The organism is Arthrobacter sp. (assembly GCF_031179385.1).
Classification (GTDB): domain Bacteria; phylum Actinomycetota; class Actinomycetes; order Actinomycetales; family Micrococcaceae; genus Arthrobacter_D.
Genome location: NZ_JAPSHV010000038.1, coordinates 1 through 23,662, shown reverse-complemented (window position 1 = coordinate 23,662; position 23,662 = coordinate 1). Strand labels below are relative to the sequence as shown.

Here is a 23,662-nt window from a genome sequence, read left to right as displayed (position 1 = left end):
ACCACTTTCACGGTGACGCTCCCCCTGCACCGCTCGGAACAGACCAGGACCGAACAGAACTAGCCGGGAAAGGGCTCGCCTTCGCCGCGGTGGTGTTAAGCGCCGTCCCGCTTCGCGCGGGTGAGTTCCGCCCGCAGAGCCAGCTCCGCGGCGTCGTCGGGGTAGCGCACTTCCTCCAGGACCAGCGGGTGCGCCGGTGCGAGGACGGACCGTGAGTCCTTCCGCCGTGAGCGCAGGCGCTCCCCCAGCCACTGCGGCAGTTCCTCACCGCTTCCCACGCGAAGAGCCGACCCAATCAGGGCGCGCACCATATTGTGGCAGAACGCATCGGCCTGGATGGTCACCCTGAGGATGCCGTCCGGCTCGCGTTCAAACTCGAACCGCTGCAGCTGACGCACCGTCGTAGCGCCGACGCGCGGCTTGCAGAAGGCCAGGAAGTCCTGCAGGCCGAGCAGCGCACCGGCACCTTCGTTGAGGAGCCTCTCGTCCAGCTCCTCGGAGTGCCATAGCACTGTGGAGCGGTTGAGCGGATCCTGCAGCTCGGAACGGTCGGCAATGCGGTAGCTGTAGCGGCGCCACAGCGCAGAAAAGCGGGCGTCGAACCCCACCGGAGCAAGGCTGACGGCGCGCACGACGACGGGCGACGCCGGGTTCCCCGCGTATACCGTGCGCGCGGCGGCGCTCGGGGGAAGGAAGCGGTTGACGGTGGCCTGCAGACGCCGCTTCAGGGCAAGCGCGGGGTCAATGTCCTTGCCCCGGGTCAGGGCGAACCATTCCTCCGGCTCAAGATCTATGTGAGTAACCTGACCGCGGGCATGAACGCCGGCGTCGGTCCGTCCGGCGACGGTCAGCCGGACCGGGCGCCGGAACAGCAGCTCCAGCCCCGACTCCACCGTGCCCTGGACTGTCGGCAGACCGGGCTGAACCGCCCACCCGGAGAAGGGGCCGCCGTCGTACGCAATATCTATCCGGACACGCAAATGCCCGTCACCCACGGACGGGGTGACGGGCATTTGTTCGTTCATGTACTTCAGGAAGGGAGCAGAAGAATTACTTCTTCTCGTCTTCCTCCGGCACGGAGCCTTCTTCAACGACGACGGTTTCCTCGGCGTCGCCCTCAGAGGCGCTTACCGTGGTGTCCTCAGCAGCAACCTCGTCAGCCGAAGGAGCGGACTCTGCCGACTCCGGCGAATCTGCCGACTCAGGCGAATCTGCGGACTCAACCGGGGCAGCAGCTGCAGCATCGCGGGCAGCGGCGTTGCCGGCAGCCTTCGAAGCCTCAGCGACAACGGCCTGCTTGGGGGAAACAGCCTCAAGCACCAGCTCGATGACAGCCATGGGAGCGTTGTCGCCCTTACGGTTGCCGATCTTGGTGATGCGGGTGTAGCCACCCTCGCGGTTGGCTACAGCCGGTGCGATGTCGGTGAACAGCTCGTGGACGACGCCCTTGTTGCTGATGACAGCCAGGACACGACGACGCGAAGCCAGGTCGCCCTTCTTTGCGAAGGTGATCAGGCGCTCAGCGTAGGGGCGGAGCCGCTTTGCCTTGGTCACCGTGGTGGTGATGCGCTTGTGCTCGAACAGCGAGGCGGCCAGGTTGGCGAGCATCAGGCGCTCGTGCGCCGGACCGCCACCGAGGCGTGGGCCCTTTGTGGGTGTGGGCATGATGTGTTATCTCCTCATAAATGTGCCCGAGGCCGCATCCTTAGCGGCGCCAGGTTTCTAACGTTTTAGAGAGCGTCGTCGCCGTAGGCGTCGTCGTCCTCTTCAATCGCAGCTGCGCGGGCTGCAAGGTCGAATCCTGGAGGGGAATCCTTCAGGGACAGACCCAGCTCAACCAGCTTTGCCTTGACCTCATCGATGGACTTGGCACCGAAGTTACGGATGTCCATCAGGTCAGCCTCGGAGCGGGCAACGAGTTCACCCACGGTGTGGATGCCCTCACGCTTGAGGCAGTTGTAGGAACGAACGGTAAGTTCGAGATCCTCGATCGGGAGGGCCATGTCGGCGGCGAGGGCGGCGTCAGTTGGCGACGGGCCGATCTCGATGCCTTCAGCGGCGGTGTTCAGCTCGCGGGCAAGGCCGAACAGTTCAACCAGGGTGGTGCCGGCCGATGCAACGGCGTCGCGCGGTGCGATGGCGTCCTTGGTTTCGACGTCGACGATCAGGCGGTCGAAGTCGGTGCGCTGCTCGACACGGGTGGCTTCCACGCGGAAAGTCACCTTGAGAACCGGCGAGTAGATGGAGTCGACCGGGATGCGGCCGATCTCGGAATCGCCGGACTTGTTCTGCGAAGCGGACACGTAGCCACGGCCACGCTCGATGGTCAGTTCGAGCTCGAACTTGCCCTTCGAGTTCAGGGTAGCGATGTGCAGGTCCGGGTTGTGGAACTCCACACCTGCCGGAGGAGCAATGTCAGCCGCGGTCACGACGCCGGGTCCCTGCTTGCGCAGGTAGGCGACCACGGGCTCGTCGTGCTCGGAGGACACCGCGAGGTTCTTGATGTTCAGGATGATCTCGGTGACGTCTTCCTTCACACCGGGAACGGTGGTGAATTCGTGCAGGACGCCGTCAATCCGGATGCTGGTGACAGCCGCTCCGGGAATCGAGGACAGCAGCGTGCGACGCAGCGAGTTGCCGAGGGTGTAGCCGAAACCGGGCTCCAGCGGTTCGATGACGAACCGCGAGCGGTTGTCGGCGACTACTTCTTCAGTCAGGGTGGGGCGCTGTGCAATGAGCACTTACATTTCCTTTCAGGGAGCATCCGCTATATGACGCAACACAAATGGTGGAAAGGGAAAGCTAGAGAGCAGGACTCAGTAGCTAAACGACAGTCAGCCCCAGGTACGCCCGCACCCCGAATGGAGCACGGGCGAACCTGGAGCCAAGGAAGCTACTAGACGCGGCGGCGCTTCGGCGGGCGGCAGCCGTTGTGAGCGCTGGGGGTGACGTCCTGGATGGATCCGACCTCGAGGCCGGCAGCCTGCAGCGAACGGATCGCGGTCTCGCGTCCGGATCCCGGACCCTTCACGAAAACGTCGACCTTGCGCACGCCGTGCTCCTGGGCGCGCTTTGCAGCGGCCTCTGCAGCAGTCTGCGCAGCGTAAGGGGTGGACTTGCGTGAGCCCTTGAATCCGACCTCGCCAGCGGAAGCCCAGGAGATAACTGCTCCGCTGGGGTCCGTGATCGAGACGATGGTGTTGTTGAACGTGCTCTTGATATGCGCCTGGCCGAAGGCGATATTCTTCTTGTCCTTGCGACGCGGCTTGCGCACCGCTCCACGAGTCTTGGGGGGCATTACTTCTCCTACAAAGTTTTAGAAAAGAGGGAGTTGAGGGTGGAGCGCTGAATCAGCGTCCGGCCTTCTTCTTGCCTGCGACGGTGCGCTTCGGGCCCTTGCGGGTACGAGCGTTGGTCTTGGTGCGCTGTCCGCGCACAGGAAGGCCGCGGCGGTGCCGGAGACCCTCGTAGCTGCCGATCTCAACCTTGCGGCGGATGTCTGCAGCTACCTCACGGCGGAGGTCACCCTCGACCTTGTAGTTGCCTTCGATGTAATCGCGAAGCTGGACGAGCTCAGCGTCAGTCAGATCCTTCACGCGCGTGTTCGGGTCAATCCCGGTTTCGGCGAGCGTCTGGTCTGCACGGGTCTTGCCCACGCCGTAGATGTAGGTAAGCGCAATGACTACCCGCTTTTCGCGGGGGATGTCTACGCCAGCGAGACGTGCCATAGTGGCGGTTCTCCTTTTGATGACCGGAGGTCTGAAACAGTGCGACCCGGATTGCTCCGGTCCCCGGCCTCCGTACCGGGGGTGTGGACTCGCCTCATGGACAAGCCCTGCACTGCTTTTTTATTGTGGTGTTACTACGCGTGGGTGACCCTCGAAAAGAGGATTCAGCCCTGGCGCTGCTTGTGGCGCGGGTTTTCGCAGATTACGAGTACGTTGCCCTTGCGGCGAACCACCTGGCACTTGTCGCAAATCCGCTTCACGCTCGGCTGTACCTTCATGGTTTTCCTTTGCGTTCTTGCAGTTGTTGCAGTGTTGCCTCCGCGTCCGGTGGGCCGGGAGGCTCGGAACTAAATACTCAGAACCGTCTACTTGTAGCGGTAGACAATACGACCACGTGTGAGGTCGTAAGGGCTAAGCTCCACTACCACCCGGTCCTCGGGGAGGATTCGAATGTAGTGCTGACGCATCTTTCCCGAGATGTGGGCTAGAACAATGTGTCCGTTGGCCAACTCAACGCGGAACATCGCGTTGGGCAGAGCCTCGTTCACAGTGCCTTCAATCTCAATGACACCGTCTTTCTTGGCCATATCCTCCGCTAACTTCTGTGCCGCCACTTGCGGGGCGGACGGTCTTGGGGTTTTGATTGTCGGAACTGACCGCGTATCTGCGGCGCACACCGGGCGGGACAGCATTCCATATGAATTCCATACAGAATGACCGAACCGACGTTGGGCGCGAAAGGGCGCAGGAGTAGAGACAACCAGCAATCAACTTTACGCTACGGCGCCCGATAAGTTAAATCAGCCCGCCTCCTCTGCAGGAAGCGGGCTGACTTGATCATCCGATGAGCACCTGGATGCGGCTACTTCAGTCGAGCGGAACGACGACGACGCCCAGCTCCGCGAGCTTCGCCGCACCGCCGTCGGCTGCACTGAGAACCCAGATGCCGGCGTCGTGCACTGCCACGGTGTGTTCCCACTGGCAGGCGCGCTTGCCGTCAACGGTGACCACAGTCCAGTCGTCCTCCAGGACAGAAGTCTCCAGGCGGCCTTGAACCAGCATCGGTTCGATCGCCAGGCAGAGGCCCGGCTTGATCTTGGGACCGCGGTGGCTGCTGCGGTAGTTCAGCACGTCCGGGGACTGGTGCATCTGCGTACCAATGCCGTGGCCAACGTAGTCCTGCAGGATTCCAAGCTCCGGGCCCTCGACCGACGACACGTAGTCGTCGATGGCTGCCCCGATATCGCCCACGTACTTACCGTTGGCCAGAGCAGCGATCCCCCGCCACATGGCTTCCTCGGTAACCTTCGACAGACGGACGTCCTCCGGCCGGGGCGTACCCACAATGACCGTGCGCGCGGAGTCGGAGTGCCAGCCGCGAACCACAGCGCCGCCGTCGATCGAGATGATGTCGCCGTCCTCCAAAACGTAGTCACCGGGGATGCCGTGGACCACCTCATGGTTCACGGAAGTGCAGATGCTGTTGGGAAAGCCGTGGTAGCCGAGGAAGTTCGACGTGGCGCCGGCCTCCTTGAGGACACCGGCGAACACAGCGTCGAGCTGGCGGGTGGTCACGCCCACGCGGGCAGCGGCTACCGTACGGTCCAGTGCCTCGGAAAGCACAAGGCCCGCTTCGCGCATGATCCGGATCTGGTCTGCCGACTTGTATTCGACCCGCTGCTGACGAAACATCACGACTACTGGCTGACCTTCAGAGCGGTCATGACGCGCTCGGTGACCTCATCGATCGCGCCGATGCCGTCTACGCGTGTGACGATGCCACGTGCCTCGTACTGGGAAACGACTGCCTCTGTCTGCTCGTGGTAGAGGTCAAGGCGGTGCCGGATGACAACTTCGTTGTCATCCGAACGGCCGTCGAGCCGTGCGCGGTTCAGGAGCCGGCGAACGAGTTCCTCGTCGTCGGCAGTGAGCTGGAGTACGACGTCGAGTGCGAGGTCGTTCGCCTGCAGGATGTCGTCAAGCTCGGTCACCTGTGCTGCCGTACGGGGATACCCGTCCAGCAGGAAACCGTCCAGGGTGTCGTCCTCATTGAGGCGCGCGCGCACCATGTTGTTGGTGACGCTGTCCGGGACGAAGTCACCGGCATCCATGTACTTCTTCGCCTCAATACCCAAAGGCGTCTCGTTCTTGACGTTCTCGCGGAAGATGTCGCCGGTGGAGATGGCCACAACGCCGAGCCGCTCGGAGATACGAGCTGCCTGGGTTCCCTTGCCTGATCCGGGGGGTCCAATGATGAGCATCCGTGTCATCGCAATAGTCCTTCGTAGTGGCGCTGCTGCAGCTGCGCGTCAATTTGCTTCACCGTCTCAAGACCCACGCCAACCATGATGAGGATGGAGGTTCCGCCGAACGGGAAGTTCTGGTTCGCGTTGATGGCTACGAGCGCGATCAACGGAATGAGCGCAACAATGCCGAGGTAGATCGCACCGGGCAAGGTGATGCGGGACAGGACGTACTGCAGGTACTCCGCCGTGGGCCGCCCAGCCCGGATCCCCGGGATGAAGCCGCCGTACTTCTTCATGTTCTCCGAGACTTCCTCCGGGTTGAAGGTGATAGCCACGTAGAAGTACGTGAAGAACACGATCATCGCGAAGTAGAGCGCCATGTAGAGGGGGTGGTCACCGGTGGTGAGGTAGGTGGTGATCCAGTTGACCCATTCCGGCGGCGGCGTCTGGCCGTCGGTAGGGGTGTTGAACTGCGCGATCAGCGACGGCAGGTACAGCATCGACGATGCGAAGATCACGGGGATAACGCCCGCCATGTTGACCTTGATCGGAATGTAGGTGCTGCTGCCGCCCAGGGTGCGCCTGCCGATCATGCGCTTTGCGTACTGCACCGGGATGCGGCGTTGGGACTGCTCGACGAAGATCACGAGCATGACCACGAACACGCCGATCACCAGGACTCCGATGAACACGTTCCAGCCCTGGGTGCGCAGGATCTCGCCCAGCGAGGTGGGGAATCCGGCCGCGATGGCGGTGAAGATGAGCAGCGACATACCGTTTCCGACGCCGCGCTCGGTGATCAGCTCGCCCAGCCACATGATCAGGCCGGTACCGGCCGTGAGGGTGATGATGAGGAGGATGATGGTGATGAGGCTGTCATCCGGGATGATCGGCACCGGACAATTGCCCAGCAAGGCACCCGACCGCGCCAGCGACACCAGCGTCGTGGCGTTGAGGAGCCCAAGGGCGATGGTCAGGTAGCGCGTGTACTGGGTCAGCTTGGCCTGGCCCTGCGCACCCTCCTGGTGAAGTTCCTGGAAGCGCGGGATAACTACTCGGAGCAGCTGGGTGATGATGCTGGCCGTGATGTAGGGCATGATTCCCAGCGCGAACACGGACACCTGTAGCAGGGCTCCGCCGCTGAAGAGGTTCACAAACTGGTAGAGGCCGCCCTCTGTGTTGCCGAGCTGCAAACACTGCTGCACGTTGCCGTAGTCAACACCGGGCGCCGGGATGAATGCACCCAAACGGAAGATGGTGATGATTCCCAGCGTGAACAACAGCTTGCGCCGCAAGTCTGGCGTCCGGAAAGCCCGGCCAATAGCGCTAAGCAAGCGTCCTCCTGATTAAGTCTTAGTGGCCCTACGCGGGCGATACACACCAACCGAGTCTAACGGCTGGAACCGGGCAGGCGAGAACCCGGGCATCAAACGAAGCCTGTTAAACGAAACAGACTCCCGGCGAGCCGGGGATCCCGGCCCACCAAGAGTCTAGTTGCTTCATGAGCTAGATCACAGTCGGCTCCCCCGCCGTCGTCGTCAGGCTGTCCAAAGGACGAACCGGCGGACGACGGCGGGAAAGCGACGCTGGGAACTAGAGGCCGGAGACCGAACCGCCTGCGGCGGTGATCTTCTCGGCAGCGCTGGCGGACACGGCGTGAACCTTGACGTCCACCTTGACCGCGATGTCGCCCGTTCCCAGCACCTTGACGAGCTGGTTCTTGCGCACTGCGCCCTTGGCGATCAGGCTGTCTACCGACACCTCGCCGCCTTCGGGGTACAGCTCGTTGAGCTTGTCCAGGTTGACTACCTGGTACTCAACGCGGAACGGGTTCTTGAAGCCGCGCAGCTTCGGCAGGCGCATGTGCAGCGGCAGCTGGCCGCCTGCGAAACCTGCCTTGACCGAGTAGCGTGCCTTGGTGCCCTTGGTACCACGGCCGGCGGTCTTACCCTTGGAGCCTTCACCACGACCAACGCGGGTCTTGGCGGTCTTGGCTCCGGGGGCGGGACGAAGGTGGTGTACCTTCAGCGCGTGGACGCGAGGCGTGCTCTCAGTAGTTTCCTGAGCTGCAGCAGCCTTGGCAGCAGGCTTGCGGGCCGGCTTCGTCTCGGTGGATTCCTCCACCGTCTTCTTCTCTGCCATTACTTGGCCTCCTCAACCTTCACGAGGTGCGGAACCGTGTTGACCATGCCTACGGTCACCTCGTCAGCGTTGCGGACAACGGTGTGTCCGATCCGCTTCAGGCCGAGTGAACGAAGGGTGTCCCGCTGGTTCTGCTTACCGCCGATGACGGACTTGATCTGTGTGATTTCCAGCTTTGCGGAGCTGGCAACCAGACGCTTCGGAGTTGCCATTACGCACCTGCCTTCTGATCCTGCATTGCGCGCAGCATCGATGTTGAGGCAACCTCGTCCAGCGGCAGGCCGCGGCGTGCAGCCACTGCCTGAGGCTCTTCGAGCCGCTTCAGCGCGTCAACGGTTGCGTGAACAATGTTGATGGCGTTGGAGGAACCCAGCGACTTGGAGAGAACGTCGTGGATACCGACGCATTCCAGTACGGCGCGCACAGGACCACCGGCGATTACACCGGTACCCGGCGATGCCGGACGCAGGAGCACGACGCCGGCCGCTGCCTCACCCTGAACCAGGTGGGGAACGGTGCCGCCGATGCGGGGAACCTTGAAGAAGGACTTCTTGGCTTCCTCGACTGCCTTGGAGATAGCCGAGGGAACTTCCTTGGCCTTGCCGTAGCCCACGCCGACCATGCCGTTGCCGTCGCCGACAACAACGAGTGCGGTGAAGCTGAAGCGACGGCCGCCCTTGACGACCTTCGCGACACGGTTGATCGACACGACGCGCTCTACGAACTTGTCCTTGTCGTCGCCGCGGCCGCCGTCACGTCCGCCACGGCCGCCATCGCGACCGCCACGGCCGCCATCGCGTCCGCCGCGCTCTCCACGACGTCCGCCGCGGCCGTCGGTTGCCGACGCCGTCTCGGTGGACTCAGCCGCGGGAGCGTCAGTTGCAGGCTGCTCAGCCTTTGCGGTGTTCAATGAGGCTTCCTTTGCGTTGTTCTGCTCGGTCACAGTGCCAGCCCACCTTCACGTGCGCCGTCTGCGATTGCGGCAACCCGGCCGTGGTACTTGTTACCACCACGGTCGAAGACGACTGCCTCAATGCCTGCAGCCTTTGCCCGCTCAGCGACGAGCTCGCCAACGCGCTTGGCCTTGGCAGTCTTGTCACCGTCGAACGAACGCAGGTCGGCCTCGAGGGTCGACGCCGATGCAACGGTGATGCCCTTGGTGTCGTCGACAACCTGCACGAATACGTGACGGGCTGAACGATTGACCACCAGGCGGGGGCGAACAGCGGTACCGGTGATGCGCTTGCGGACGCGAAGGTGACGGCGTCCGCGCTGGGCGGACTTGCTCTTCGACGTGCGCTTCTTGTTGATGCTCAGTGTCATGGTTACTTACCAGCCTTTCCGACCTTGCGGCGAATAACTTCGCCCGCATAGCGGATGCCCTTGCCCTTATAGGGATCCGGACGGCGCAGCTTGCGGATGTTCGCAGCAACTTCGCCGACCTGCTGCTTGTTGATGCCGGAGACAGAAACCTTGGTGGGGCTGTCTACGGTCAGCGTGATGCCTTCCGGTGCCTTGACGGGTACAGGGTGGCTGTAGCCCAGCGCGAACTCCAGGTCGGAACCCTTGGCCTGCACACGGTAACCGGTGCCGACGATCTCGAGGTTCTTCTTGTAGCCCTCGGTAACTCCAACGATCATGTTGGAGATCAGGGTGCGGGTCAGGCCGTGCAGCGAACGCGCTTCGCGCTCGTCATTCGGGCGGGAGACGGTGATGGTGCTTTCCTCAAGCGAAACCTGGATCGGGCTGGCTACAGTGTGGCTCAGCTCGCCCTTGGAACCCTTGACGGATACAACATTGCCGTCGACCTTGACCTCTACGCCTGCAGGCACGGTGATGGGGAGACGTCCAATACGTGACATGTTTCTCTTTCCCTTTCCCGCTACCAGACGTAGGCGAGGACTTCCCCACCTACACCCTTCTTGGCTGCCTGGCGGTCTGTGAGCAGACCGGAGGACGTGGACAGGATGGCGATGCCCAGCCCGCCCAGAACGTGCGGCAGGTTGGTGGACTTTGCGTACACGCGCAGACCGGGCTTGGAGATGCGCCGGATGCCCGCGATGGAGCGCTGACGGTCGGGACCGAACTTGAGGTCGATGGTGAGCTTCTTGCCTACCTCAGCCTCTTCTTCCTTCCAGCCGGCGATGTAGCCTTCGGCCTTCAGGATGTCGGCAACGCGTGCCTTCAGCTTGCTGTATGGCATGGACACGGTGTCGTGATATGCCGAGTTGGCGTTGCGGAGACGCGTAAGCATGTCTGCAACTGGATCTGTCATTGTCATTGGGCTCTAGCCCTTCCTCGTAACGGTTTCCGGTCTCCGGCGAAGTCCAGCATCAGCTGGCCGTCGCGGAACGGACCTGCAACGTAGTTGATTAGTCTTCGGATTTGAACGGGAAGCCGAGCGCCTTGAGCAGTGCGCGGCCTTCGTCATCGGTCTTGGCGGTGGTCACAACGGTGATGTCCATGCCGCGGACACGGTCAATCTTGTCCTGGTCGATCTCGTGGAACATGGACTGCTCCGTGAGGCCGAAGGTGTAGTTGCCGTTGCCGTCGAACTGGCGCCCGTTGAGGCCGCGGAAGTCGCGGATACGGGGCAGTGCCAGCGTGACCAGGCGATCAACGAATTCCCACATGCGGTCTCCGCGCAGCGTGGCGTGCGCACCGATCGGCATGCCTTCGCGGAGCTTGAACTGCGCGATGGACTTGCGTGCCTTGGTGACCTGCGGCTTCTGGCCGGTGATCTGGGTGAGGTCGCGGACCGCACCGTCGATGAGCTTGGAGTCCTTGGCGGCATCTCCGACACCCATGTTCACAACGACCTTGACGAGCCGGGGAACCTGGTTGACGTTGCTGTAGTTGAATTCCTCCAGCAGCGCCGACTTGATCTCGGATGCGTAGCGGGTCTTCAGGCGGGGGGTGATCTTTGTTTCTACGGCTTCAGCAGTCATTACAGATCCTTCCCTGATGCCTTGGCGACGCGGATGCGGACCGTGCGCTCACGGCCGTCCCGCTCCACGGTTTCGGTGCGGTAGCCGACACGGGTGGGCTTCTTGGTCTCCGGGTCTACCACTGCGACGTTACTGATGTGGATTGAGGCCTCAACGGTCTCGATGCCACCGGTCTTGGTGCCGCGCTGCGACTGTCCGACCTTGGTGTGCTTCGTGATGCGGTTGATGCCCTCGACCAGTACACGGTTGCTCTCAGGGAATACCTTGAGGACCTTGCCCTGCTTGCCGCGGTCTCCGCCGCGATCCTGCTTGGCGCCGGTGATGACCTGAACGAGGTCACCCTTCTTGATCTTCAGCTTCGAACGGGTCTGAGCCATGACTACAGCACCTCCGGAGCCAGTGAAATGATCTTCATGAAGCGCTTGTCGCGGAGTTCGCGACCGACCGGGCCGAAGATGCGGGTACCACGAGGATCGCCGTCGCCCTTGAGGATGACAGCTGCGTTCTCGTCGAACTTGATGTAGGAACCATCCGCACGGCGGCGTTCCTTCTTGGTGCGGACGATGACGGCCTTGACCACATCGCCCTTCTTGACGTTTCCACCTGGGATAGCGTCTTTGACGGTGGCGACAATGACGTCACCAATTCCTGCGTAACGACGTCCGGAACCGCCGAGAACACGAATGGTAAGGATTTCCTTAGCACCAGTGTTGTCGGCGACCTTGAGTCGTGACTCCTGCTGAATCACTATTTACTCCTTGCGTCGCGCTGGTTCTCAGACCGAAATACTGCATACGGAATGAGCCTTGCGGAACGGTTGATCGGGGTGTCTCTGGACCCACCTGGATTTTGCCAGTGGAGGGCCTAAACGCCCGTGCCCGAGGCATTTGCCTCCCAAGCGCGGGGCGCAGGGAAGTACTATGCCGGAGCACGATTGTTTACGAGGTTTCAGAATGGCGCACGGAAGGCACCACACAAACTCAATATCCTAGCACGGATTTAAAAGCAAGCAGTCCCCCGCTCCTGTCGGAACGAGGGACTGCTCGGTGTGAAACGACTCGTGTGAACGAGGGTTTACTTGGCCTTCTCGATGACCTCGACCAGACGCCACCGCTTGGTAGCGGACAGCGGGCGGGTCTCGCTGATCAGGACCATGTCGCCGACACCAGCGGTGTTCTGCTCGTCATGGGCCTTGACCTTCGAGGTGCGGCGGATGACCTTGCCGTAGAGGCCGTGCTTTACGCGGTCCTCAACCTCGACGACGATGGTCTTCTCCATTTTGTCGGAGACGACGTAGCCGCGGCGGGTCTTGCGGTAACCGCGCTTTGAGGACTCCAGTACTGCAGCCTCATTCTTCTCTTCACTCATTTGGCATCCTCCTCAGAAGCCTGTGTTTCCACGGACTTTTCGTCCTTCGTGGAGGCAGCCTTGGAACCCTTCGATTTCTTGCCGGCCTTTTCAGTCTTTGCTTCTTCTACCGGGGCAACGACGTCGGGCCGAATTCCCAGCTCGCGCTCACGCAGCACGGTGTAGATGCGGGCGATATCCCGCTTCACAGCGCGCAGGCGACCGTGGTTTTCAAGCTGACCGGTGGCTGACTGGAAGCGCAGGTTGAACAGCTCTTCCTTAGCCTTGGCGAGTTCCTCCACCAGACGGTCCTTATCGAACCCATCCAGCTGGTCGGTTGCCAGTTCCTTTGAACCGAGTGCCATGACTATTCACCACCCTCACGACGCACGATACGTGCCTTCAACGGCAGCTTGTGGATCGCCAGGCGCAGGGCCTCGCGAGCTACCTCTTCATTGACACCGGAGAGTTCGAAAAGAACACGGCCCGGCTTGACGTTGGCTACCCACCACTCAGGGGAACCCTTACCGGAACCCATACGGGTTTCAGCAGGCTTCTTGGTCAGCGGACGGTCCGGGTAGATGTTGATCCACACCTTTCCGCCACGCTTGATGTGACGGGTCATTGCAATACGCGCAGATTCGATCTGGCGGTTGGTGACGTATGCCGGGCTCAGAGCCTGGATACCCCACTCACCGAAGCTGACCTGCGTGCCGCCGGTAGCAGCGCCCGAACGACCGGGGTGGTGCTGCTTGCGGAACTTTACTCGACGTGGGATAAGCATTTAAGCCTGTCCTCCTTCCGCTGCAGCAGCGGACTCAGCCGGTGCGGACTCGGCGGGAGCGGCGGTAGCCTCACCCTGGCCGGGAGCGCGGTCGGCATTACGACGACGGCGGTCACCACGGTCGGCGCCGGCAGGGCCGCGACCGGGGCGATCCCCGCCACGTCCGCGCGACGGCGCAGCAGCTGCCTGGGCAGCCAGTTCCTTGGCGGTGACGTCGCCCTTGTAGATCCATACCTTCACGCCGATGCGGCCGAAGGTGGTCTTGGCCTCGAAGAAGCCGTAGTCGATGTTCGCACGGAGGGTGTGCAGGGGCACACGGCCTTCGCGGTAGAACTCCGAACGGCTCATCTCAGCGCCGCCGAGGCGGCCGGAGCACTGTACGCGGATACCCTTGGCACCGGCACGCTGTGCCGACTGCATGGCCTTCTTCATGGCGCGGCGGAAAGCCACACGCGAAGAGAGCTGCTCAGCGATGCCCTGGGCAACAAGCTGTGCTTCGATCTCGGGGTTCTTGACCTCGAGGATGTTCAGCTGAACCTGCTTGCCGGTGAGCTTCTCGAGCTCCCCGCGGATGCGGTCTGCCTCGGCGCCGCGGCGACCGATGACGATGCCCGGACGTGCCGTGTGGATGTCCACGCGGACACGGTCGCGGGTGCGCTCGATCTCTACCTTGGCGATGCCGGCGCGGTCCATGCCCGTGGACATGAGCTGGCGGATCTTGACGTCCTCGCGGACGAAGTCCTTGTAGCGCTGGCCGGGCTTGTTGCTGTCAGCAAACCAGTGTGACCTGTGGTCAGTGGTGATGCCGAGTCGGAACCCGTGCGGGTTTACTTTCTGTCCCACTTAGCGGTCCTCCACTTTCTCAGGGGTAGCGACAACAACAGTGACGTGGCTGGTCCGCTTGTTGATGCGGTAGGCGCGGCCCTGGGCACGCGGCTGGAACCGCTTCATCGTGGGACCTTCATCGACGTATGCTTCGCTGATGATGAGGTCGCCTTCGTCGAATGCAACGCCGTCGCGGTCCGCGAGGACACGGGCGTTTGCAACTGCCGACTGAACTACCTTGAATACCGGCTCCGAAGCTGCCTGGGGGGCAAACTTCAGGATTGCCAGAGCCTCATTCGCTTGCTTACCACGAACAAGGTTGACGACGCGCCGGGCCTTCATAGGCGTTACGCGCAGATGACGCGCAATAGCCTTGGCTTCCATTGCTTTCCTTCTCTCGTCTTAGCCGTAGAAACAGGCGCCTTAGCGGCGCTTGCCCTTGCGGTCGTCCTTAACATGGCCGCGGAATGTCCGCGTGGGAGCGAATTCGCCGAGCTTGTGCCCGACCATCGACTCGGTGACAAACACCGGAATGTGCTTGCGCCCATCGTGCACGGCAATCGTGTGGCCGAGCATGTCCGGGATGATCATGGAACGGCGGGACCACGTCTTGATGACGTTCTTGGTGCCCTTCTCGTTCTCGCGGTCCACCTTGACGAACAGGTGCTGATCGACGAAGGGGCCTTTCTTCAGGCTGCGTGGCATGTTTCCAGGCTCCTATCGCTTGTTCTTGCCGGAACGACGGCGACGCACAATGAGCGAGTCGCTTTCCTTGTTGGGACGGCGGGTACGGCCTTCGGCCTTACCGTTCGGGTTGACGGGGTGACGTCCACCGGAAGTCTTGCCTTCACCACCACCGTGCGGGTGGTCAACCGGGTTCATGGCGACACCGCGGACGGTCGGGCGAACGCCCTTCCAGCGCATGCGGCCTGCCTTGCCCCAGTTGATGTTCGACTGCTCGGCGTTGCCGACCTCGCCGATGGTTGCGCGGCAGCGCACGTCAACGTTGCGGATTTCACCGGACGGCAGGCGAAGCTGCGCGAAACGGCCTTCCTTGGCGACGAGCTGTACCGAAGCACCAGCGGAGCGGGCCATCTTGGCACCGCCACCGGGACGCAGCTCCACCGCGTGGATAACGGTACCCACGGGGATGTTGCGCATCGGCAGGTTGTTGCCGGGCTTGATGTCGGCACCGGGGCCGGCCTCAACGAAGTCGCCCTGCTTCAGCTTGTTCGGCGCGATGATGTAGCGCTTGGTTCCATCAACGTAGTGCAGGAGCGCGATGCGCGCGGTGCGGTTGGGATCGTATTCGATCTCAGCAACGCGGGCGTTTACGCCGTCCTTGTCGTGGCGACGGAAGTCGATGAGACGGTACTGACGCTTGTGTCCACCACCCTTGTGACGGGTGGTGATCTTACCGGTGTTGTTACGGCCGCCCTTTTTGGGGAGCGGACGCACCAGGGATTTCTCCGGCGTCGACCGTGTGATTTCTGCGAAGTCGGCAACGCTCGAGCCACGACGGCCCGGTGTTGTCGGCTTGTACTTAAGGATTGCCATTTTTCAGTTCCTCGTTAAAGTGGTCTCCGCTCTAGCTGAGCGGACCGCCGAAGATGTCGATCGTGCCTTCTTTGAGGGTGACGATTGCGCGCTTGGTGTCCTTGCGCTGTCCCCATCCGAATTTGGTGCGCTTGCGCTTACCGGCACGGTTGATGGTGTTGATCGAGTCGACCTTGACGGAGAAGATTTTCTCCACGGCGAGCTTGATCTCGGTCTTGTTGGAGCGCGGGTCGACCAGGAAGGTGTACTTGCCTTCGTCGATCAGGCCGTAGCTCTTCTCCGACACGACGGGCGCAATGACGACGTCGCGGGGATCCTTTGCGATGGAGCCACTCACTTGGCGTCCTCCTCAGTTGTAGTCGCGACGGAGTCAGCGGCAACATCCTCGCTCCCAGCCGAACCGACGAATGCGTCGTAAGCGGCCTTCGTGAAGATCACGTCGTCGGATACGAGCACGTCGTAGGTGTTCAACTGGTCCACGTAGATCGTGTGGACCTCGACGAGGTTGCGCACGGAGAGTGCGGCCATGTCGTTTGAACGCTCGATGACGACGAGCAGGTTGGGACGCTCGGAGACGGAGCGCAGGGTAGCCATTGCAGCCTTGGTCGACGGCTTCTCGCCACCAACCAGGGACTCGATGACATGGATGCGTCCGTTGCGTGCCCGGTCGGAGAGGGCACCGCGCAGGGCGGCTGCCTTCATCTTCTTGGGGGTGCGCTGGCTGTAGTCACGGGGGGTGGGTCCGTGAACGATGCCGCCACCGGTCATGTGAGGAGCGCGGATCGAGCCCTGACGAGCGCGGCCGGTGCCCTTCTGCTTGAACGGCTTGCGACCGGCTCCGCTGACCTCAGCGCGTGTCTTGGTCTTGTGCGTACCCTGGCGGGCAGCAGCAAGCTGAGCCACGACGACCTGGTGCAGCAGCGGAACGTTGGTCTGTACGTCGAAGATCTCGGCGGGGAGATCAACGCTCACAGTGTTGGCTTCAGTGTTCGTAGCCATGACTATGCTCCCTTCACGGCGGTGCGTACGAGTACGACCTGTCCGCGGGCACCGGGGACGGCACCCTTGATCAGCAGCAGCGACTTCTCGACGTCCACAGCGTGAACGGTGAGGTTCAGTGTGGTCTGGCGAACGGCGCCCATACGGCCTGCCATACGCATGCCCTTGAAGACGCGGCTGGGGGTGGATGCTCCACCGATCGAGCCGGGCTTGCGGTGGTTCTTGTGCGCACCGTGGGAAGCACCGACGCCGGAGAAGCCGTGACGCTTCATGACGCCTGCAAAGCCCTTACCCTTGGTCTTGCCGATGACGTCGACCTGCTGGCCGGCTTCGAACAGCTCAACGGAGAGTTCCTGGCCGAGCGAGTAGGAGTCGACGTCAGACGTGCGCAGCTCAACGACGTGGCGGCGCGGCGTGACGCCGGCCTTCTCGAAGTGACCGGCGAGCGGCTTGGTGACCTTGCGCGGATCGATCTGGCCGAAGCCGATCTGCACAGCGCTGTAGCCATCGGCATCAGCGGTGCGCAGCTGCGTGATGACGTTGGAGTCAGCCTGCAGGACGGTTACCGGAACGAGGCGGTTGTTTTCATCCCAGACCTGGGTCATGCCGAGCTTGGTAGCAAGCAGTCCCTTGACCTGGCGCGTAAGCGAAGTAGACATAGTTATCTTCTCTCCCTTACAGCTTGATCTCGATGTTCACGTCCGCGGGAAGGTCGAGGCGCATGAGCGAGTCGACGGCCTTGGGCGTGGGGTCAATGATGTCGATCAGACGCTTGTGCGTGCGCATTTCGAAGTGCTCGCGGCTGTCCTTGTACTTGTGCGGCGACCGGATAACGCAGTAAACGTTCTTTTCCGTCGGCAGCGGCACAGGGCCAACTACCGTCGCGCCTGCGCGCGTCACCGTCTCAACGATCTTCCGAGCTGAAACGTCAATGACCTCGTGGTCATACGACTTCAGCCGGATGCGGATCTTTTGTCCCGCCATGGCGTCTCGACTCTCTCTCTGTCATGAAGAACGACACCGTGCGGTGACGCTCCTGGCTACTTGCATGCGCCCGTTGCTGTGGCGCTCCTCCAACAGACTGAATCCGGATAGTTCCGGGTTCCTCACCCTGCTGAGGCTCCGACCCCCGCGCTCGGGCGTGTCGCGTATCTTTCACATAAGAGTGCGAAGAATTCCGCAGTAATCCGAGCTATTGGATTGGGGTGGGTTATATTTGGGCCAGATTCCGCGGTGGATGCGACCCTGCGTCAGGCATTATCCTGACCGGGACTACAGCTCAAACCGCGCGCAAAGGCGCTTGAACAACTCAACTAGTCTGCCAGATTATGAAGCACAATGCGAATCCGGCCTCGTGTTAGCTTGCCGACACGCCGCGTTGATGCTATCTGGCCCGTACACCTTCGCGTCGCAGAGCAAGCTGCGCCAGACCGTCCAGGGCCGCCGGATCACCTTCGCGCCAGGCACGTACCGGGTCTTCGGAGACCTTCCGCAACTGGGCGGGTTTCGCCAGCACCAGCGCCCGCAACGCCAGGAGCTCCCTGCCGCCGTCTTCACCATGCAGCCGCCGCGCCCGAGTAGACCGGACAACGAACTGCACGCGGGGAACCAGCCACATCGGGATAAGAATGAGAACCGGAAGAAGGAAGATGGCCCATCCCACCACCGTTGCTGCCTGAGCCACCGAATTCTGCTGGTCCTGGCCGGCATCGATGAGGAACCCTCCGGCTTCCGCAGCATTCAGGAAGGGGGCACTTGCCTCGTCGCCGATCACGGGTACTCCCCCGATGCTTTCAGCAGCATCACTCATGGTGCTCCGGAATCCGCTGCCGGCATCCTCCATGCCCCGACCGAACACCGCGAGTCCGGTAATAGCTTCAAAGGTCGCACGCGAGAAAAGCCAGGCAACGACGACGGCGGCGACCGCAAGAAGGTCGGTCAGGATCTGCCAGCCGCGCTGGAGTGGAATGCTCGAGTAAATTTGCACCGCCTCACTCTACGTTAAAAGGCGAAAGCCCCGCTGCGCTGACGCAGCGGGGCTTTGCGAAGTAGTCAGGAACTACTTGATGATCTTGGTAACGCGACCTGATCCAACGGTGCGGCCGCCTTCGCGGATAGCGAAGCCGAGGCCCTCTTCCATAGCGATCGGCTGGATGAGCTCAACGGTCATCTCAGTGTTGTCGCCGGGCATGACCATTTCGGTGCCCTCGGGGAGGGTGATGACACCGGTCACGTCCGTGGTACGGAAGTAGAACTGCGGACGGTAGTTGGAGTAGAACGGGTTGTGACGACCGCCCTCGTCCTTGGCCAGGATGTAGACGTTGGCCTCGAAGTCGGTGTGCGGGGTGATCGAACCCGGCTTGACGATAACCTGGCCACGCTCTACGTCTTCGCGCTTGATACCGCGGAGCAGCAGACCACAGTTCTCGCCGGCCCAAGCCTCGTCGAGCTGCTTGTGGAACATCTCGATACCGGTAACCGTGGTCTTCTGGACCGGGCGGATGCCGACGATCTCGACCTCAGAGTTGATGGCGAGGGTTCCACGCTCGGCGCGGCCCGTAACAACGGTTCCACGGCCGGTGATGGTGAAGACGTCCTCAACAGGCATGAGGAACGGCTTGTCCTTGTCGCGAACCGGGTCAGGAACGTTGTTGTCAACGGCTTCCATCAGGTCCTCAACGGACTTGACCCACTCGGGGTCACCCTCGAGGGCCTTCAGGCCGGAGACGCGAACCACGGGAGCGTCGTCACCATCGAAGCCCTGCGAGCTCAGGAGCTCACGAACTTCCATTTCAACGAGGTCAAGCAGTTCCTCGTCGTCGACCATGTCGGACTTGTTCAGCGCGACCAGCAGGTAGGGAACACCAACCTGGCGGGCGAGCAGAACGTGCTCGCGGGTCTGGGCCATCGGACCATCGGTAGCGGCAACAACGAGGATGGCGCCATCCATCTGAGCCGCACCGGTGATCATGTTCTTGATGTAGTCAGCGTGACCGGGAGCGTCGACGTGTGCGTAGTGACGCTTCTCGGTCTGGTACTCAACGTGCGAGATGTTGATGGTGATGCCGCGCTGCTTCTCCTCGGGGGCCGAGTCGATCGACGCGAAGTCACGCTGCTCGTTGAGGGTGGGGTACTTGTCGTACAGCACCTTGGAAATGGCAGCCGTCAACGTGGTCTTTCCATGGTCAACGTGACCAATGGTGCCGATGTTAACGTGCGGCTTAGTCCGCTCGAACTTTGCCTTCGCCACGGGTTCCTCCTAGAACGTTTTTAGAAGACTTACTCCCCAGCCACGCTTTTCGCGGCTGAAACTCATGCAAGTCTACTGGGGGCTTTTATTTTGGTGAAATTACGGTCCGGACGAGCCGGGGTTACTCTCCGCGGGTCTTCTGGATGATCTCGTCGGCTACTGCCTTCGGGACCTCAGAGTAGCTGTCGAACTGCATTGAGTAGACGGCGCGGCCCTGAGTCTTCGAGCGAAGGTCACCGATGTATCCGAACATGCCGGACAGCGGCACGTGCGCACGGATAACCTTGACACCGCTCGCGTCCTCCATGGACTGCATCTGGCCGCGGCGGGAGTTGAGGTCGCCGATCACATCACCCATGTACTCCTCGGGCGTGCGGACTTCCACCTCCATCAGCGGTTCGAGCAGCACGGGCTTTGCCATGCGGGCCGCCTCCTTGAACGCCATGCGACCGGCGATCTTGAAGGCCATTTCGGAGGAGTCAACATCGTGGTAAGCGCCGTCGAGCAGCGTTGCCTTGATGCCGACCACCGGGTACCCAGCCAGAATGCCGTCGTTGAGGGCATCCTGGATGCCGGCGTCGACACTGGGGATGTACTCACGCGGAACACGGCCACCGGTGACCTTGTTCTCGAAGGCGTACAGCTCGCCTTCGGACGTGTCCATGGGCTCGATCATGATCTGGATCTTCGCGAACTGTCCGGATCCACCCGTCTGCTTCTTGTGGGTGTAATCGTGCTTCTGGACCGTACCGCGGATGGTCTCGCGGTAGGCAACCTGAGGCTTGCCGACGTTTGCCTCAACCTTGAACTCGCGGCGCATGCGGTCCACCAGGATGTCCAGGTGGAGCTCACCCATGCCGGCGATGATGGTCTGGCCGGTGTCCTCGTTGAGGGAAACCTGGAAGGTGGGATCCTCAGCCGAGAGCTTCTGGATAGCCGTGGACAGCTTCTCCTGGTCACCCTTGGTCTTGGGCTCGATCGCAACAGAGATGACGGGCTCCGGGAAGCTCATCGACTCGAGGACGATCTGGTCCGAAGCGTCGGACAGGGTGTCACCGGTGGTGGTGTCCTTCAGGCCGATCGCAGCGTAGATGTGTCCGGCGAAGGCTTCCTCAACAGGGATTTCCTTGTTGGCGTGCATCTGGAAGAGCTTTCCGATGCGCTCCTTCTTGCCCTTGGTGGAGTTCACAACCTGCGTGCCGGCAGTGACATGTCCGGAGTAGACCCGGATGAAGGTCAGCTGACCGAAGAACGGGTGGGTTGCGACCTTGAACGCGAGGGCCGAGAAAGGCTCCTCCGTGCTGGGCTTGCGGGTCAGCTCGGTTTCCTCGTTGCGGGGATCGTGACCAACCATGGCCGGAACGTCCAGCGGGGAGGGCAGGTAGTCGATGACAGCATCGAGCATCGGCTGCACGCCGCGGTTCTTGAACGCGGAACCACAGAGAACAGGGTAGATCTCCGAGTTGATCGTCATCTTGCGGATGCCGGCCTTGAGTTCCTCGATGGTGGGCTCTTCGCCCTCGAGGTACTTGTTCATCAGCTCGTCAGAGGACTCAGCAACCGCCTCAACCAGGGCTGCACGGTATTCCTCAGCCTTGGCCTGGAGGTCAGCGGGGATCTCCTGGACCTCGTACTTGGCGCCCATGGTCACGTCACCCTTGGAGTCACCGGGCCACACGAGTGCGCGCATGTAGAGCAGGTCGACGACGCCGACGAAGTCGTTCTCGGCACCGATCGGCAGCTGCATGACCAGCGGCTTTGCACCGAGGCGGCTGATGATCGTGTCTACGGTGAAGTAGAAGTCAGCGCCCAGCTTGTCCATCTTGTTGACGAAGCAGATGCGGGGAACTTCGTACTTGTCGGCCTGGCGCCAGACGGTCTCGGACTGGGGCTCAACGCCCTCCTTGCCGTCGAACACTGCAACTGCGCCGTCGAGGACGCGCAGTGAGCGCTCTACCTCAACGGTGAAGTCAACGTGACCGGGGGTGTCGATGATGTTGATCTGGTTCTGCTCCCAGAAGCAGGTCACCGCGGCGCTGGTGATGGTGATGCCGCGTTCCTTTTCCTGTTCCATCCAGTCAGTCGTCGAGGCGCCGTCGTGGGTCTCGCCGATCTTGTGGTTTACACCCGTGTAGAACAGGATGCGCTCGGTAGTAGTGGTCTTGCCGGCATCAATGTGGGCCATGATGCCGATATTGCGGACCTTGTTGAGGTCGGTAAGCACGTCCTGTGCCACGGTGTCTCCCTTTTCTAAGATGGAGTTCTACTGGACCGCCGGCCCCTCGCCCCGCATTACGGAGATCAGGACCGGCAGCGCGATTACCAGCGGTAGTGAGCGAAGGCCTTGTTGGACTCGGCCATCTTGTGCGTGTCTTCGCGACGCTTCACAGCGGCACCGAGACCGTTCGAAGCATCGAGGATCTCGTTCTGGAGACGCTCGGTCATGGTCTTCTCGCGGCGAGCCTTCGAGTAACCGACCAGCCAGCGGAGGGCGAGGGCCGTGGAACGGCCCGGCTTGACCTCGACGGGCACCTGGTAGGTGGCGCCACCAACACGGCGGGAGCGAACCTCGAGGGTCGGCTTGACGTTGTCCATAGCCTTCTTGAGCGCTGCAACCGGATCTCCCCCGGTCTTGGCGCGGGCACCTTCGAGTGCACCATAGACGATGCGCTCAGCGGTGGACTTCTTGCCGTCGACGAGCACCTTGTTGATCAGCTGCGTGACCAGAGGGGAACCGTAAACGGGATCTACAACGAGCGGCCGCTTCGGGGCCGGGCCCTTACGAGGCATATTACTTCTTCTCCATCTTTGCGCCGTAGCGGCTGCGAGCCTGCTTGCGGTTCTTCACGCCCTGGGTATCCAGTGCGCCACGGACGATCTTGTAACGCACACCGGGGAGGTCCTTCACACGACCGCCGCGCACGAGCACGATGGAGTGCTCCTGGAGGTTGTGGCCGACGCCCGGGATGTAGGCAGTTACTTCGATGCCGCCGTTGAGGCGAACACGGGCAACCTTCCGCAGAGCCGAGTTCGGCTTCTTCGGGGTGGTGGTGTAAACACGGGTGCAGACACCGCGCTTCATGGGGCTGCCCTTCAGTGCGGGCGCCTTGGTCTTGGAGACCTTAGGTGACCGGCCCTTGCGGACCAGCTGGTTAATGGTAGGCACTTCTCAGTTCTCCGTATGTTGTCTTGAGATCAGATCTCTGCTGACTCCGCGCCGCACTCCCGGCACATGGCCGTGAACAACGGATCAGAGCTTGTCAGTCGCTTGGCGTGCCTACTGAGGACGTAAGCAAAACGACCGTAGGCGTGCAAAAATGTGGCATTCGTTGTACAAGTTCCCTACAACACGGAGATACGTCCGAAGAGACGCCAATCCACTGCCACACAAACAATTCCACACAAGTCTACCAGATTGCGGCCTTCGGCTTTGCCGGCATGGTAGAGGGACGCCGGAGGGGCCCGGACTGCAGTTCGCAAACTGCGGTCCGGGCCCCTCCAAAGTCAGCAGCGTGAACTGCCTATCGGGCTACTCAGCGGAAGTCGCCCGACCCCATGTCGTAGTCATCCAGCGGGATGGCGTGGAACTCGGGGCTGAGTCCGCCGTCGACACCTGCGTAGTCGAAGTCGCTGAACGCGCTCGGACCGGTGAACAGGTTGGCCTTGGCTTCCTCGGTGGGCTCGACCGTGATCTTCGTGTAGCGGTCCAGGCCGGTACCGGCCGGGATGAGCTTACCGATGATGACGTTCTCCTTGAGGCCGAGCAGCGGATCGCTCTTGCCTTCCATGGCGGCCTGCGTGAGGACACGCGTGGTCTCCTGGAAGGAAGCGGCCGA

At 61.9% G+C, this 23,662-nt stretch carries 36 protein-coding genes; all 36 read right to left on the bottom strand.

Annotated features, from left to right (window positions below):
* Nucleotides 1-95: 95 nt before the first annotated feature.
* Entirely contained in the window at nucleotides 96-1,025 is a 930-nt protein-coding gene (locus RIF85_RS07675; protein ID WP_375164833.1) for a tRNA pseudouridine synthase A, read from the bottom strand.
* A gap of 25 nt (nucleotides 1,026-1,050) precedes the next feature.
* Nucleotides 1,051-1,665, bottom strand: coding sequence for a 50S ribosomal protein L17 (gene rplQ, locus RIF85_RS07670; protein ID WP_309071316.1), 615 nt, complete (start codon nucleotides 1,663-1,665; stop codon nucleotides 1,051-1,053).
* A 65-nt stretch (nucleotides 1,666-1,730) separates the two neighbouring features.
* Nucleotides 1,731-2,741: a DNA-directed RNA polymerase subunit alpha gene (locus RIF85_RS07665; RefSeq protein ID WP_309071315.1), complete on the bottom strand. Its 1,011-nt coding sequence runs from the start codon at nucleotides 2,739-2,741 to the stop codon at nucleotides 1,731-1,733.
* A 155-nt stretch (nucleotides 2,742-2,896) separates the two neighbouring features.
* A complete protein-coding gene (rpsK, locus tag RIF85_RS07660) occupies nucleotides 2,897-3,298 on the bottom strand; it encodes a 30S ribosomal protein S11 (protein WP_026545640.1) in 402 nt (133 codons plus the stop codon).
* Between the two features lie 52 nt (nucleotides 3,299-3,350).
* The gene (rpsM, locus tag RIF85_RS07655; protein WP_309071314.1) at nucleotides 3,351-3,728 is read right to left on the bottom strand and encodes a 30S ribosomal protein S13; all 378 of its coding nucleotides are present in this window, start codon (nucleotides 3,726-3,728) and stop codon (nucleotides 3,351-3,353) included.
* Nucleotides 3,729-3,892: 164 nt separating this feature from the next.
* On the bottom strand, nucleotides 3,893-4,006 hold the full coding sequence (rpmJ, locus tag RIF85_RS07650; RefSeq protein WP_024475611.1) for a 50S ribosomal protein L36: 114 nt from the start codon (nucleotides 4,004-4,006) through the stop codon (nucleotides 3,893-3,895).
* 87 nt (nucleotides 4,007-4,093) lie between these two features.
* On the bottom strand, nucleotides 4,094-4,315 hold the full coding sequence (gene infA / locus RIF85_RS07645; protein WP_019481515.1) for a translation initiation factor IF-1: 222 nt from the start codon (nucleotides 4,313-4,315) through the stop codon (nucleotides 4,094-4,096).
* 280 nt (nucleotides 4,316-4,595) lie between these two features.
* Nucleotides 4,596-5,423, bottom strand: coding sequence for a type I methionyl aminopeptidase (gene map / locus RIF85_RS07640; protein WP_309071313.1), 828 nt, complete (start codon nucleotides 5,421-5,423; stop codon nucleotides 4,596-4,598).
* 2 nt (nucleotides 5,424-5,425) lie between these two features.
* On the bottom strand, nucleotides 5,426-5,998 hold the full coding sequence (locus RIF85_RS07635; protein ID WP_309071312.1) for an adenylate kinase: 573 nt from the start codon (nucleotides 5,996-5,998) through the stop codon (nucleotides 5,426-5,428).
* Entirely contained in the window at nucleotides 5,995-7,308 is a 1,314-nt protein-coding gene (gene secY / locus RIF85_RS07630) for a preprotein translocase subunit SecY (protein ID WP_309071311.1), read from the bottom strand. Before secY ends, RIF85_RS07635 begins: the two co-directional genes overlap by 4 nt.
* 259 nt (nucleotides 7,309-7,567) lie before the next feature.
* Nucleotides 7,568-8,116: a 50S ribosomal protein L15 gene (gene rplO / locus RIF85_RS07625; RefSeq protein ID WP_309071310.1), complete on the bottom strand. Its 549-nt coding sequence runs from the start codon at nucleotides 8,114-8,116 to the stop codon at nucleotides 7,568-7,570.
* Nucleotides 8,116-8,328, bottom strand: coding sequence for a 50S ribosomal protein L30 (rpmD, locus tag RIF85_RS07620; protein WP_309071309.1), 213 nt, complete (start codon nucleotides 8,326-8,328; stop codon nucleotides 8,116-8,118). Before rpmD ends, rplO begins: the two co-directional genes overlap by 1 nt.
* Nucleotides 8,328-9,026 (bottom strand): 30S ribosomal protein S5, encoded by a 699-nt coding sequence (gene rpsE, locus RIF85_RS07615; RefSeq protein WP_309071318.1) that lies wholly within the window; start codon nucleotides 9,024-9,026, stop codon nucleotides 8,328-8,330. Before rpsE ends, rpmD begins: the two co-directional genes overlap by 1 nt.
* A 29-nt stretch (nucleotides 9,027-9,055) precedes the next feature.
* Entirely contained in the window at nucleotides 9,056-9,439 is a 384-nt protein-coding gene (gene rplR / locus RIF85_RS07610) for a 50S ribosomal protein L18 (RefSeq protein ID WP_309071308.1), read from the bottom strand.
* Nucleotides 9,440-9,441: 2 nt separating this feature from the next.
* On the bottom strand, nucleotides 9,442-9,978 hold the full coding sequence (gene rplF, locus RIF85_RS07605) for a 50S ribosomal protein L6 (RefSeq protein ID WP_309071307.1): 537 nt from the start codon (nucleotides 9,976-9,978) through the stop codon (nucleotides 9,442-9,444).
* A gap of 20 nt (nucleotides 9,979-9,998) precedes the next feature.
* Nucleotides 9,999-10,397, bottom strand: a complete 399-nt coding sequence (gene rpsH, locus RIF85_RS07600; protein ID WP_167994165.1) for a 30S ribosomal protein S8 — start codon at nucleotides 10,395-10,397, stop codon at nucleotides 9,999-10,001.
* A 91-nt stretch (nucleotides 10,398-10,488) separates the two neighbouring features.
* Nucleotides 10,489-11,064: a 50S ribosomal protein L5 gene (gene rplE, locus RIF85_RS07595; protein ID WP_309071306.1), complete on the bottom strand. Its 576-nt coding sequence runs from the start codon at nucleotides 11,062-11,064 to the stop codon at nucleotides 10,489-10,491.
* Entirely contained in the window at nucleotides 11,064-11,441 is a 378-nt protein-coding gene (gene rplX / locus RIF85_RS07590; RefSeq protein ID WP_309071305.1) for a 50S ribosomal protein L24, read from the bottom strand. Before rplX ends, rplE begins: the two co-directional genes overlap by 1 nt.
* Before the next feature lie 2 nt (nucleotides 11,442-11,443).
* Entirely contained in the window at nucleotides 11,444-11,812 is a 369-nt protein-coding gene (rplN, locus tag RIF85_RS07585; protein WP_026545654.1) for a 50S ribosomal protein L14, read from the bottom strand.
* A gap of 326 nt (nucleotides 11,813-12,138) precedes the next feature.
* The gene (gene rpsQ / locus RIF85_RS07580) at nucleotides 12,139-12,432 is read right to left on the bottom strand and encodes a 30S ribosomal protein S17 (protein WP_309071304.1); all 294 of its coding nucleotides are present in this window, start codon (nucleotides 12,430-12,432) and stop codon (nucleotides 12,139-12,141) included.
* A complete protein-coding gene (gene rpmC, locus RIF85_RS07575; RefSeq protein ID WP_309071303.1) occupies nucleotides 12,429-12,776 on the bottom strand; it encodes a 50S ribosomal protein L29 in 348 nt (115 codons plus the stop codon). Before rpmC ends, rpsQ begins: the two co-directional genes overlap by 4 nt.
* Before the next feature lie 2 nt (nucleotides 12,777-12,778).
* Entirely contained in the window at nucleotides 12,779-13,195 is a 417-nt protein-coding gene (gene rplP, locus RIF85_RS07570; protein ID WP_026545657.1) for a 50S ribosomal protein L16, read from the bottom strand.
* Nucleotides 13,196-14,038 carry a 30S ribosomal protein S3 gene (gene rpsC / locus RIF85_RS07565; protein ID WP_309071302.1) on the bottom strand — a complete coding sequence of 281 codons (843 nt, stop codon included), beginning with the start codon at nucleotides 14,036-14,038 and terminating at the stop codon, nucleotides 13,196-13,198.
* Nucleotides 14,039-14,404 (bottom strand): 50S ribosomal protein L22, encoded by a 366-nt coding sequence (gene rplV / locus RIF85_RS07560; protein WP_026545659.1) that lies wholly within the window; start codon nucleotides 14,402-14,404, stop codon nucleotides 14,039-14,041.
* A 39-nt stretch (nucleotides 14,405-14,443) separates the two neighbouring features.
* Nucleotides 14,444-14,725: a 30S ribosomal protein S19 gene (gene rpsS, locus RIF85_RS07555; RefSeq protein ID WP_011692805.1), complete on the bottom strand. Its 282-nt coding sequence runs from the start codon at nucleotides 14,723-14,725 to the stop codon at nucleotides 14,444-14,446.
* A 12-nt stretch (nucleotides 14,726-14,737) separates the two neighbouring features.
* Nucleotides 14,738-15,577 carry a 50S ribosomal protein L2 gene (rplB, locus tag RIF85_RS07550; protein ID WP_309071301.1) on the bottom strand — a complete coding sequence of 280 codons (840 nt, stop codon included), beginning with the start codon at nucleotides 15,575-15,577 and terminating at the stop codon, nucleotides 14,738-14,740.
* 31 nt (nucleotides 15,578-15,608) lie between these two features.
* Nucleotides 15,609-15,914, bottom strand: coding sequence for a 50S ribosomal protein L23 (gene rplW / locus RIF85_RS07545; protein WP_309071300.1), 306 nt, complete (start codon nucleotides 15,912-15,914; stop codon nucleotides 15,609-15,611).
* On the bottom strand, nucleotides 15,911-16,576 hold the full coding sequence (rplD, locus tag RIF85_RS07540; RefSeq protein ID WP_309071299.1) for a 50S ribosomal protein L4: 666 nt from the start codon (nucleotides 16,574-16,576) through the stop codon (nucleotides 15,911-15,913). The genes rplW and rplD overlap by 4 nt, the downstream gene beginning before the upstream one ends.
* 2 nt (nucleotides 16,577-16,578) lie before the next feature.
* On the bottom strand, nucleotides 16,579-17,235 hold the full coding sequence (gene rplC, locus RIF85_RS07535) for a 50S ribosomal protein L3 (protein ID WP_309071298.1): 657 nt from the start codon (nucleotides 17,233-17,235) through the stop codon (nucleotides 16,579-16,581).
* A gap of 16 nt (nucleotides 17,236-17,251) precedes the next feature.
* Nucleotides 17,252-17,560 (bottom strand): 30S ribosomal protein S10, encoded by a 309-nt coding sequence (gene rpsJ, locus RIF85_RS07530; protein WP_003803825.1) that lies wholly within the window; start codon nucleotides 17,558-17,560, stop codon nucleotides 17,252-17,254.
* A gap of 400 nt (nucleotides 17,561-17,960) precedes the next feature.
* Nucleotides 17,961-18,563: a hypothetical protein gene (locus tag RIF85_RS07525; RefSeq protein ID WP_309071297.1), complete on the bottom strand. Its 603-nt coding sequence runs from the start codon at nucleotides 18,561-18,563 to the stop codon at nucleotides 17,961-17,963.
* A 72-nt stretch (nucleotides 18,564-18,635) separates the two neighbouring features.
* Nucleotides 18,636-19,826 carry an elongation factor Tu gene (gene tuf, locus RIF85_RS07520; protein WP_309071296.1) on the bottom strand — a complete coding sequence of 397 codons (1,191 nt, stop codon included), beginning with the start codon at nucleotides 19,824-19,826 and terminating at the stop codon, nucleotides 18,636-18,638.
* Nucleotides 19,827-19,947: 121 nt separating this feature from the next.
* A complete protein-coding gene (gene fusA, locus RIF85_RS07515) occupies nucleotides 19,948-22,062 on the bottom strand; it encodes an elongation factor G (RefSeq protein ID WP_309071295.1) in 2,115 nt (704 codons plus the stop codon).
* A gap of 83 nt (nucleotides 22,063-22,145) precedes the next feature.
* Entirely contained in the window at nucleotides 22,146-22,616 is a 471-nt protein-coding gene (gene rpsG / locus RIF85_RS07510; RefSeq protein ID WP_026545667.1) for a 30S ribosomal protein S7, read from the bottom strand.
* 1 nt (nucleotide 22,617) lies between these two features.
* Entirely contained in the window at nucleotides 22,618-22,992 is a 375-nt protein-coding gene (rpsL, locus tag RIF85_RS07505; RefSeq protein WP_026545668.1) for a 30S ribosomal protein S12, read from the bottom strand.
* Nucleotides 22,993-23,359: 367 nt separating this feature from the next.
* Nucleotides 23,360-23,662 (bottom strand): hypothetical protein (locus RIF85_RS07500; RefSeq protein ID WP_309071294.1); only part of this gene is annotated, 303 nt, incomplete at its 5' end.

Bases quoted from the DNA above. Each gene is read 5' to 3' on its own strand.
- RIF85_RS07675 (WP_375164833.1), bottom strand. From the start codon at position 1,025: ATGAACGAACAAATGCCCGTCACCCCGTCCGTGGGTGACGGGCATTTG.
- rplQ (WP_309071316.1), bottom strand. From the start codon at position 1,665: ATGCCCACACCCACAAAGGGCCCACGCCTCGGTGGCGGTCCGGCGCAC.
- rpsK (WP_026545640.1), bottom strand. From the start codon at position 3,298: ATGCCCCCCAAGACTCGTGGAGCGGTGCGCAAGCCGCGTCGCAAGGAC.
- rpsM (WP_309071314.1), bottom strand. From the start codon at position 3,728: ATGGCACGTCTCGCTGGCGTAGACATCCCCCGCGAAAAGCGGGTAGTC.
- rpmJ (WP_024475611.1), bottom strand. From the start codon at position 4,006: ATGAAGGTACAGCCGAGCGTGAAGCGGATTTGCGACAAGTGCCAGGTG.
- infA (WP_019481515.1), bottom strand. From the start codon at position 4,315: ATGGCCAAGAAAGACGGTGTCATTGAGATTGAAGGCACTGTGAACGAG.
- RIF85_RS07635 (WP_309071312.1), bottom strand. From the start codon at position 5,998: ATGACACGGATGCTCATCATTGGACCCCCCGGATCAGGCAAGGGAACC.
- rplO (WP_309071310.1), bottom strand. From the start codon at position 8,116: ATGGCAGAGAAGAAGACGGTGGAGGAATCCACCGAGACGAAGCCGGCC.
- rpmD (WP_309071309.1), bottom strand. From the start codon at position 8,328: ATGGCAACTCCGAAGCGTCTGGTTGCCAGCTCCGCAAAGCTGGAAATC.
- rplR (WP_309071308.1), bottom strand. From the start codon at position 9,439: ATGACACTGAGCATCAACAAGAAGCGCACGTCGAAGAGCAAGTCCGCC.
- rplF (WP_309071307.1), bottom strand. From the start codon at position 9,978: ATGTCACGTATTGGACGTCTCCCCATCACCGTGCCTGCAGGCGTAGAG.
- rpsH (WP_167994165.1), bottom strand. From the start codon at position 10,397: ATGACAATGACAGATCCAGTTGCAGACATGCTTACGCGTCTCCGCAAC.
- rplE (WP_309071306.1), bottom strand. From the start codon at position 11,064: ATGACTGCTGAAGCCGTAGAAACAAAGATCACCCCCCGCCTGAAGACC.
- rplX (WP_309071305.1), bottom strand. From the start codon at position 11,441: ATGGCTCAGACCCGTTCGAAGCTGAAGATCAAGAAGGGTGACCTCGTT.
- rpsQ (WP_309071304.1), bottom strand. From the start codon at position 12,432: ATGAGTGAAGAGAAGAATGAGGCTGCAGTACTGGAGTCCTCAAAGCGC.
- rpmC (WP_309071303.1), bottom strand. From the start codon at position 12,776: ATGGCACTCGGTTCAAAGGAACTGGCAACCGACCAGCTGGATGGGTTC.
- rplP (WP_026545657.1), bottom strand. From the start codon at position 13,195: ATGCTTATCCCACGTCGAGTAAAGTTCCGCAAGCAGCACCACCCCGGT.
- rplV (WP_026545659.1), bottom strand. From the start codon at position 14,404: ATGGAAGCCAAGGCTATTGCGCGTCATCTGCGCGTAACGCCTATGAAG.
- rpsS (WP_011692805.1), bottom strand. From the start codon at position 14,725: ATGCCACGCAGCCTGAAGAAAGGCCCCTTCGTCGATCAGCACCTGTTC.
- rplB (WP_309071301.1), bottom strand. From the start codon at position 15,577: ATGGCAATCCTTAAGTACAAGCCGACAACACCGGGCCGTCGTGGCTCG.
- rplD (WP_309071299.1), bottom strand. From the start codon at position 16,576: ATGGCTACGAACACTGAAGCCAACACTGTGAGCGTTGATCTCCCCGCC.
- rplC (WP_309071298.1), bottom strand. From the start codon at position 17,235: ATGTCTACTTCGCTTACGCGCCAGGTCAAGGGACTGCTTGCTACCAAG.
- rpsJ (WP_003803825.1), bottom strand. From the start codon at position 17,560: ATGGCGGGACAAAAGATCCGCATCCGGCTGAAGTCGTATGACCACGAG.
- rpsG (WP_026545667.1), bottom strand. From the start codon at position 22,616: ATGCCTCGTAAGGGCCCGGCCCCGAAGCGGCCGCTCGTTGTAGATCCC.